7 protein-coding genes and 1 pseudogene are annotated in these 9,543 nt (G+C 57.2%); 5 read left to right on the forward strand and 3 right to left on the reverse strand.

What is annotated here, in order from left to right:
• Positions 1-77 precede the first annotated feature (77 nt).
• Both RT018_RS06410 and RT018_RS06415 read right to left on the reverse strand, forming a co-directional pair.
• Complete coding sequence (locus RT018_RS06410) at positions 78-1,037, reverse strand: ribose-phosphate pyrophosphokinase (protein WP_312940279.1); 960 nt, start codon at positions 1,035-1,037, stop codon at positions 78-80.
• A 60-nt stretch (positions 1,038-1,097) separates the two neighbouring features.
• Entirely contained in the window at positions 1,098-2,213 is a 1,116-nt protein-coding gene (locus tag RT018_RS06415) for a DapH/DapD/GlmU-related protein (RefSeq protein ID WP_312940280.1), read from the reverse strand.
• 355 nt (positions 2,214-2,568) lie between these two features.
• On the opposite strand from RT018_RS06415, the gene RT018_RS06420 reads away from it, so the two are divergent.
• From RT018_RS06420 to RT018_RS06440, 5 genes and pseudogenes are all read left to right on the forward strand, one after another.
• Positions 2,569-3,054, forward strand: coding sequence for a tRNA (cytidine(34)-2'-O)-methyltransferase (locus RT018_RS06420; RefSeq protein WP_312940282.1), 486 nt, complete (start codon positions 2,569-2,571; stop codon positions 3,052-3,054).
• A gap of 113 nt (positions 3,055-3,167) precedes the next feature.
• Positions 3,168-4,361 (forward strand): phosphoglycerate kinase, encoded by a 1,194-nt coding sequence (locus tag RT018_RS06425; protein ID WP_312940284.1) that lies wholly within the window; start codon positions 3,168-3,170, stop codon positions 4,359-4,361.
• 127 nt (positions 4,362-4,488) lie between these two features.
• A pseudogene (tpiA, locus tag RT018_RS06430) lies at positions 4,489-5,254 on the forward strand (triose-phosphate isomerase).
• Between the two features lie 112 nt (positions 5,255-5,366).
• On the forward strand, positions 5,367-6,884 hold the full coding sequence (gene gpmI / locus RT018_RS06435) for a 2,3-bisphosphoglycerate-independent phosphoglycerate mutase (RefSeq protein ID WP_312940286.1): 1,518 nt from the start codon (positions 5,367-5,369) through the stop codon (positions 6,882-6,884).
• 103 nt (positions 6,885-6,987) lie between these two features.
• On the forward strand, positions 6,988-7,713 hold the full coding sequence (locus tag RT018_RS06440) for a M23 family metallopeptidase (protein ID WP_312940289.1): 726 nt from the start codon (positions 6,988-6,990) through the stop codon (positions 7,711-7,713).
• Between the two features lie 366 nt (positions 7,714-8,079).
• Here the strand turns inward: RT018_RS06440 and RT018_RS06445 are convergent, their stop codons facing one another.
• Positions 8,080-9,459: an MATE family efflux transporter gene (locus tag RT018_RS06445; protein ID WP_312940291.1), complete on the reverse strand. Its 1,380-nt coding sequence runs from the start codon at positions 9,457-9,459 to the stop codon at positions 8,080-8,082.
• Between the last annotated feature and the right edge of the window lie 84 nt (positions 9,460-9,543).

The raw sequence follows: 9,543 nt of genomic DNA on the forward strand, positions 1-9,543 counted from the left end.
CGCTTTGTGGCTTCAATGCACACAAGGCGGGAAGAACCTCTCCCCGCCCTGTGGATTCAGTTTCGCCGCGGCTCTTCTCAGCGGAACAGCTTGGAGATGGAGACTTCCTGATAGATGCGCTCGATGGCCTCGGCAAACAGGGGCGCCACGGGGAGATACTTGATCCGCTCGGATTTCCCCGCGTCGATGGGAGCGATGGTATCCAAGAAGGCCACCTCGGAGATGACGCTGTGATTGATGCGCTCAATGGCGGGGCCGGAGAGAACGCCGTGGGTGGCGCAGGCGCACACGCTCTTCGCGCCGCCTACGTCGATCAGCGCCTGGGCGGCGTTGCACAGGGACCCGCCGGTATCCACCATATCGTCGTAAATAATGCAGTCCATACCCCGCACGTCCCCAATGACGTTCATCACCTCGCAGCTATTGGCCTTCTGGCGGCGCTTATCCACAATTGCCAGATTCATGTGCAGCTTCTGGGCAAAGGCGCGGGCCCGGGCCACGCTGCCAACGTCGGGAGACACCACCATCATGTTCTCGCAGTTTGCACCGAATTTCTTGGCGTAGTAATCCACAAAAATGGGGTTGCCTGCCAGATTGTCCACGGGGATGTCAAAAAAGCCTTGAATCTGAGAGGCGTGCAGGTCCATGGTCAGCACCCGGTCCGCGCCTGCGGCGGTGAGCATATTGGCCACCAGCTTGGCGGTGATGGGGTCCCGGGCCTTGGCCTTGCGATCCTGCCGGGCATAGCCATAGTAAGGCATCACGGCGGTGATACGCCCTGCGGAAGCGCGCTTGAGCGCGTCGATCATAATGAGCAGCTCCATGAGATTGCTGTTGACGGGGGAAGAGGTGGACTGGACCACGAACACGTCGCTGCCCCGGACCGTCTCATACAGGGAGACAAAAATTTCGCCGTCGGAAAAGGTACCCACCTCCGACTCGCCAAGCTTCGTCCCCATGAATTTGCAAATATCCGCCGCAAGCTGAGGATTGGAGTTGCCGCAGAAAATTTTAACGTCCTTGCCGTGAGAAATCATAACAACGCCCTCTTTCTTATGTAGTAAGTATATTGTAAAAAATTATACCCAATTATACGCTTATTTACCGTGCATTTTCCGCCGCCGGGCGGCCCAGCCGTTCTTGTTTTCCTGTTGTACGCGGGCAACAGCCAGTGCGTCGTCCGGCACGTCCTTGGTGATGGTGGCGCCCGCCGCGATATAGCTTCCCTTTCCCACGCGCACCGGAGCCACCAGATTGGTGTTGCAGCCGATAAAGGAATCGTCCCCGATGGTGCAGCGGTATTTGTGGAACCCATCGTAATTGGTGGTGATGGTGCCACAGCCGAAGTTGACCCGCTGGCCCACGTCGCTGTCCCCCACGTACGTAAGATGGGAGATTTTTGTCCCGTCCCCGATGACCGAATTTTTGACCTCCACAAAGTCGCCCACCTTCACGCCATCTCCGATGGCGGAGCCGGGGCGGACGTAGGCAAAAGGCCCCACATGGGTTGCGCTGCCAACGGAGGATTCAAACATCTGAGAGGCATTGATCTCCGTCCCGTCCCCCACGGTGCAGTCCCGCACCACGGAGTTGGGGCCGACGACACAGTCGCGGCCGATGACGGTGTTCCCCCGCAAAATGGTTCCGGGCAGAAGGAAGCTCCCCCGGCCGATTTCCACCCGGGGGTCGATATACACGGCGGCGGGGTCCAGCATCCGAACACCGTTTGCAAGGTGTCGCCCTACGACCGCTTCCCGCAGGTGCGGCTCCACGTTTTGAATGTCCTCGTCAGAGCTGAGGGCAATCCAGCCCTTCTCGCCGTCCACATTCTGCAAGAAAATGGTGGCGGCCGATTTCCAGCCCTCTGCCAAAGTGGAACCCTCGGCAGAATAGACGTATCCCTCGCCTGCATGAAGCGACGGAATCACCGCCCGGGGCACCACGATCACCCGCTCTGCGCCGGACACAAAGTCCAGCAGGGGCGGGTGCGCGTCCGACAGTTCCACATCCGCCTCCGGCGGGAAGCAGGCCCGGGCCTTTTCGGCATACTCCGCCCCGCAGACAACAAAAAACCGCTCCACGCCGTCGCCTTTCAGCTTGCGGGCCACCCAAGACAGGATGGGGCAAAACAGAATGTCTTTCAGCATCAGCGGTTCTCTCTGCTCCGGATCTGGGGAAGCCGTCAGGAAAATAACTGCGCGTTTTTGATCCATCGGTATCCTCTCCCTGAGAAAAATCCGGCGACGCAAGCGCCCCGCCGGTCACCGCGGCCTCTGCCGCAGAATTGGTTGCAAAGACATTATAGCAAAGATTTAAGGAAAATCCAGTGTTTGTAGGTAAATTGTTTCAGAAAATTCTGGTTCTCTTTCGGCAAAACAACCATTTTATAAAAAATATGTTGAAATTTCACAGATTTTTAAAGCGGCGCACCGTGACTTCGGCATTTCGCAGAATATCTCATGGGATTGCAATGGTTTTCTTTAAAAAATCGGTTTTTTCCCATAAAGAGGTTGAATTTGCGCGGGTTATGGATTACAATTGACCCGTTCATGCAAATGGAGGGATTCGATGCTCAATGTGGTTCTGGTAGAACCTGAGATTCCGCAAAATTGCGGAAATGTGGCCCGCACCTGCGCCGCAACCGGCGCACGGCTCCACCTGATCCGCCCGCTGGGGTTTGACATCTCGGACAAAGCCGTGAAGCGGGCTGGGCTGGATTACTGGCATCTGGTGGAGGTTTTTGACTACGAAAATCTGGACGATTTTTTTCTCCGTAACCCTGACGCGAAGGATATTTGGCTGACCACCACAAAGGCGCCTCGCTCTTATGCCGAGGCGGAGTTCCAAGACGGCTGCTGGCTGTTTTTCGGAAAGGAGACAGCGGGCCTGCCGGAGGCATTTCGAAGGGCCCATCGCGCGCGCTGCATCCGTCTTCCCATGCGGGAGGAGGCCCGAAGCCTGAATCTAAGCAATACCGTGGCGGTGTGCGTGTATGAAGCGCTGCGCCAAACCGGCTTTTCGGGCCTTTCCGGAGAGGGCGAAATGGCACGGTGACTGCTTTGGCGCGTTTTTGCCCGTGTGAGGGCGGTAGATTTACGCCGCCTGCGGACCAAGGGGCTTTGCGCCCCTTCGGTTGGACGGGCCGACATTGAGAGGGAGGATGCTTTATGAACTACAATAAGAAAACCGTCAAGGACGTGAATGTGGAAGGCAAAAAGGTCTTACTTCGGTGCGATTTCAACGTGCCGCTGGACAAAGCCACCGGAGCTATCACCAGCGACAAGCGCATCACGGCGGCGTTGCCCACCATTCAATATCTGCTTGAAAACGGCGCGGCGGTCATTGCCTGCTCTCACATGGGAAAACCCAAAGGCGAGCGAAAAATGGAACTGAGCCTGGCTCCCGTGGCAAAGCGGCTGGGGGAGCTTTTGGGCAAGGAAGTGCTGTTTGCCGCCGACACGGTGGGCCCCGACGCGAAGGCGAAGGCCGAAGCGCTGAAGCCCGGCGAGGTGTTGCTGCTGGAAAACACGCGGTTTGAGCCAGGAGAGACAAAAAACGACTCTCAGCTTGCAAAAGATCTGGCTTCTATGGCAGAGCTGTTTGTGTCCGATGCGTTTGGCTCCGTTCACCGGGCCCACGCCTCCACCGTGGGCGTAGCGGAGTTTCTCCCCGCCGTGTCCGGGTTCTTGGTGGCACGGGAGCTTGAGGTGATGGGCAAGGCGCTGGATGACCCCAAGCGGCCCTTTGTGGCGGTTTTGGGTGGGGCAAAAGTCTCCGACAAAATCAACGTCATCGGAAACCTTCTGAACAAGGCCGACACCGTGATCATCGGTGGCGGCATGGCCTATACCTTTATAAAGGCGCAGGGCGGCTCCATTGGAACATCCCTTCTGGAAGAGGATAAGCAGGCGCTGGCGCTTGAGACGCTGGCTGCAGCCCAGAAAAAGGGCGTGAAGCTTCTCCTGCCGGCGGATACGCTGGCTGCGAAAGCGTTTTCCGCCGATGCGCAGCCCGTTGCCATGGATGCCAACGCCATTCCCGAGGATATGATGGGCCTTGATATCGGCCCGAAGACCGTGGAATTGTTCTGCGGCGTGCTGAAGGGGGCGGGTACTGTCGTGTGGAACGGCCCCATGGGCGTATTTGAGTTCGACGCCTTTGCCGGCGGCACCCGGGCCATGGCCCGGGCGATTGCGGAAAGCGGCGCGGTAAGCATCGTGGGCGGTGGAGACAGCGCCGCAGCGGTGGAACAGATGGGCTATGCCGACAGAATTACACATATCTCCACCGGTGGTGGAGCCTCTCTGGAATTTTTAGAGGGTAAAGAGTTGCCCGGCGTGGCTTGCTTGCAAGACAGATAAATGTCGGCCCCTCGTTGCCCGGCTCAGGTTCCTCTGATTCTTCGTCAGCCTTGAAGCTGCCTTTCCCCCGCCGGGCGTTTCCCATGTTTGTGGAATAATCGAAACATACAGAAAAGGAAGTATCGCTATGAATCGTCGCTACCGTAAAACCGTAATCGCCGGCAACTGGAAAATGAACATGACCGCCACCGAGACGAAAAAGTTTGCCGAGGAAATGAAAAAAATTATGCCCAGAGCCAAGTGGTGCGACACGCTGATTTGCGTCCCCGCCTGCAACATTTCTGCGGCCTTTTAAGGACCTACGGATTTCCGTGGGCGCGGAAAACGTCTATTTTGAAGAAAAAGGTGCCTACACCGGGGAAATGTCCGCCGGTATGCTGAGGGATCTGGGCGTAAAGTATGTGATTGTGGGCCACAGTGAGCGACGGGAACTGTTCGGCGAGACGGACGCGGGCGTGAATAAAAAGGTCCATGCCGTGCTTGCTGAGGGCATGAGCCCCATTATCTGCGTGGGCGAAAGTCTGGAGCAGCGGGAGATGGGCGTGACGGGCGAATGGGTGACTCTTCAGGTCAAGAGCGCACTGCACGGAGTCCCCGCCGACAAGCTGCGCCGGTGCATTGTGGCCTACGAGCCGATCTGGGCCATTGGCACCGGAAAAACCGCCACAGCCGAGCAGGCGGGCGAGGTGTGCAGCAATATCCGCGCCACCATTCGCGCGCTGTACGGGGCGCGGGTTGCCCGGTCCGTCACCATTCAATACGGCGGATCCATGACCCCCCAGAACGCGGCGGAGCTGCTGGCCCAACCGGATATCGACGGCGGGCTGATCGGCGGCGCGTCTCTGAAACCGGAGCAGTTTGTGGAGATTGTCAACGCAGCCAATCAAGATTGAGCGGCACTGCGCATTCCTCTGCCGGAATGTTTCGGCGGGGATGCGGGGCGCGTCCCTTATGTGGCCGGGCCAGGGTCCGGAACCATCGGTTGAGTCAGAAAGAGGTACTTTTATGAATAAAACTCCCACAACGCTGATTATTATGGATGGCTACGGCCTGTCCGACAGTCAGCGGGGAAACGCGGTGCGGGCAGCGAAAACGCCCAACCTCGATCAGTTTTTTAAGGAATTTCCCCATACCACCCTCTCCGCCTCCGGGCTGGACGTGGGTCTGCCCGTCGGGCAGATGGGCAACAGCGAGGTGGGCCACACCAATATCGGCGGCGGCCGGGTGGTGTTTCAGGACCTGCCCCGGCTGAACAACGCCGTGGCTGACGGCTCGTTTTTTGAAAATCCCGCCTATCTACACGCAATGAATGCCTGCATCGAAAAGGGCACGGCTTTGCACCTGATGGGCCTTTTGTCCGATGGCGGCGTGCATTCCCACATCGACCATCTCTTTGCCCTTTTGAAGCTTGCGAAGGATCAGGGCCTTGAAAAGGTCTATATCCACGCGTTTTTGGACGGACGGGACACCTCTCCCCAGTCGGGCGCTGAGTTTGTGGCCCGAACTGTGGAAAAATGCAGCCAGCTTGGCGTTGGAAAAATTGCCACTGTGATGGGCCGCTATTATGCCATGGACCGGGACAAACGCTGGGATCGGCTGGAGCGGGCGTATGACGCCATGGTATACGGCGAGGGCGTGGAGACCAATCCCGACGCCGTGGCCGCGGTGCGGGACTCCTATGAAAAAAATGTGACCGACGAATTTGTTGAGCCTGTGGTCTGCGATGAGGCGGGCACCGTGGGCGACAACGACAGCGTGATTTTCTTCAACTACCGCCCTGACCGGGCGCGGGAGTTGACCCGCGCACTGGTGGATCCCGCGTTTGACGGCTTTACCCATCAGTATTTCCCCGTCACCTTCGTGTGCACCACCGAGTACGACGCCTCCATGCCCAACGTGGAAGTGGCGTTTCCCCGGCTGAGCGTGCGTAACGGGCTGGGAGAGTATCTCAGCACGCTGGGGATGACCCAGCTTCGCATTGCAGAGACGGAGAAATACGCCCATGTGACTTTCTTCTTCAACGGCGGGACCGAGACGGTGTTCCCCGGGGAGGACCGGGTGCTGGTGGCTTCTCCGAAGGTGCCCACCTATGACCTTCAGCCGGAGATGAGCGCCGCAGAGGTCTGCGAGAAGTGCGTGGAGCGCATTGAGTCCGGGGCGTACGACGTCATTGTTCTGAACTTTGCCAACTGTGACATGGTGGGCCACACCGGCGTGCTTGACGCGGCGGTGAAGGCCGTGGAGACTGTGGACGAATGCGTAGGCAAGGTGGTCAACGCCACGCTGAAGATGGGCGGCATCGCCATGATTACCGCCGACCACGGCAACGCGGAGGAGCTGGAGCAGCCGGACGGCAGCCCCTTCACCGCCCACACGACCAATCCGGTTCCCTTCATTCTCTGTGGCGCGGGCAGCGAGCTGCGCCGTGGCGGGAAGCTGGCGGACATTGCCCCCACGATTCTGGATGTGATAGGCCTTGCTTGTCCCGAGGAGATGACGGGCAAGACGCTGATTATAAAATAATGAAAAAACGCCGGGCCGAAAATTTTTTCGGCCCGGCGTTTGTGTATAGTTTTTCCTTTCTTTGGACATACTGCGGATAAACCAATGGAAAGGACGGTTTTCTATGAACAAACCCAATATGCCGAAAACGGTGCTGGGCGGAGCAGGCTTCTACATAGTCCTGCTCCTGAGCTTGGCGATTGTGGGAGCTTCGGGCTATGCGATTTTATTCCATGGCGGCAACACGGCGAAGGAGGATCCGGATGTGTCCACCGCCGCGCCGGACGCAGACCTCTTTGATGATCTGGACCCCAACGGGCCGTCGCTGGACATCCTGGAGCCGGAGACGCTGAAGGTGCCGGATCAGGGGGTTGCGGTGCAAGCCCCTGTGCAGATGCCCTCGGTAAAGGTGGACGATACGCCAGTGAAGCCCACGGCCCCCAGTCTCATTGTCTGGCCTTTGCGGGGGGCGGTGGTGTCGGCCTTCAGTGTGGATGCGTTGAGTTATGATGCAACCATGGGCGACTGGCGGACCCACGCGGGGGTGGATCTGGCTGCAGAGGTGGGAACTCAGGTGATGGCCGCCTGTGCCGGAAAGGTAACCACTGTTGAGGACAATTCCCTAATGGGAACCACCGTGGTAATCGAACACGACGGTGGCTACGTGACCACCTACGCCAATTTGCAGACTGTCCCGGCTGTTAAGGTCGGAGATACAGTTTCGGCCGGGCAGATTATCGGTGCGGTTGGTTCCACGGCCATTGCCGAAGCTGCTCTGCCCGCTCATTTGCACTTTGCGGTGGAAAAGAACGGAGATGCGGTGGACCCGCAGGCATTTTTAAAGGACTAAAAAAGGTACCCGTTTGGCAGGGTATCATAGTAACAAAAATGAACCCGGTATAAATCCCTGTGATGGGGCGGACAGTATCGGCTGTCCGCCCTGGTTTTTCCTCTGCCCCTTGTGATAACGCACCAATGCAGGCTGGCCATAGGCCAGACAGAGTTCGTTGTTGAACTTTTAATGTACAGACAAAGTCCTAGTTTATGACTTTTTAACCTGTCGAAAAGAAGCAAATAACGATCATTTAATTAAAAGCGCCTCATTCCCAAAATGCTCGTTGGGAATAAGGCGCTTTTTCCGTATTCAGGTTGCTATTAGATGGATTCACAATGTATCCTTGGGACTTCCCGGCATTCAGGCTCGCTTTTTTATCCTTTATATATGCTTGTCGGGAAGAGACGCAATGTGCTTGTGATAGGTCCAGCGGAAAAACGCAAGGGACAGAACAAATGAAGATATCTCGGCGATGGGGAAGGCCCACCAGATCAGCTCCAGCTCTCCTTGCAGGCTCAGCATCCATGCCGCGGGAAGCAGCAGGACGAGTTGGCGGGTAAGGGAAACGAACATACTGAGAAAGCTGTTGCCCAGGGCCTGAAACATTCCGCTGCAAGCGATCCCCACGGCAGCCATGGGGAAAGAAAGGCTGATAATCCGCAGCGCAGGCGTACCGATGGACAGCATTTCATCCGATGCGTCAAACAGGCCCAGCAAATCTTCAGGAACCAGCCAGAACAGTAGCGTTCCCGCCGCCATGATGCACGCTGCCGTGATAAGGCTCACCTTAAACGCTTGGAGAATGCGGCGTTTGTTTTGCGCGCCGTAGTTATAAGCCACAATGGGAATTATACCGTTGTTCAGTCCGAACACCGGCATAAATATAAAGCTCTGAAGCTTAAAGTATGCGCCGAACACGGAGGCAGCGGTGGTGGTAAAGGGAATCAGAATGCGATTTATCCCATACACCATGACAGAGCCGATGGCCTGCATAATGATGGAGGGCACGCCGATGAGATAGATGTCCCGAATCAGTTCGCCACTGGGGCGAAAGCCCTTAAACCGCAGAGGTACCTCCGGATTTTTCGTCAGGCAGAAGTACAAAGACAGCGTCATGCCGCACAACTGGCCGATGACCGTTGCCACCGCAGCACCCGTCACACCCATCCGGGGCGCGCCCAGCAGGCCAAAGATCAAAATGGGGTCCAGAATAATGTTGATGATGGCTCCCAGCCCCTGCGTATACATTGTGTAAAGCGTCCGGCCCGTAGACTGGAGCAGCCGCTCAAAGGTGATGCCAAAAAACAAGCTGAAGGACCCGCAGGCGCAGATGGTGAGATAGGAAATCCCGCCGGTGACAATCTCCTCCACGTCGGTCTGGGATCGGAAAAAGGGTGCGGAGCCAAAAGCTCCGATGAAAATGAACAGAAGAGAGCTGACCGCCGCGAGGAACACGCCGTTCAATGCCACCTTTTCCACTCGTTTTAAATCTCCCGCACCCAGCGCCCGGCTCAGCAGCGCGTTGATACCCACTGCCGTGCCGGTGGATACCGCGATCATCAGTATCTGAATCGGGAAGGCCAAAGACACGGCGGTAAACGCGTTCTCCGACACGCGGGCCACAAAAAAGGCGTCCACCACGTTGTACAGCGCCTGCACCAGCATGGAAATCATCATGGGCAGGGACATATTGAATACTAGTTTGCGGACAGGCATAACGCCCATTTTGTTTTCGGCGGGTTTGTGCATGTTTTCTTCCATTGAATACTCTCTTTCTCCATGTTGTTAAAGCCACCCTGCAAGGGCGGGCGGTCCTTCCGGACCGGTGTATTGAGGCACATCGGC

It is taken from the genome of Oscillibacter sp. (assembly GCF_032060045.1).
GTDB lineage: Bacteria > Bacillota > Clostridia > Oscillospirales > Oscillospiraceae > Oscillibacter.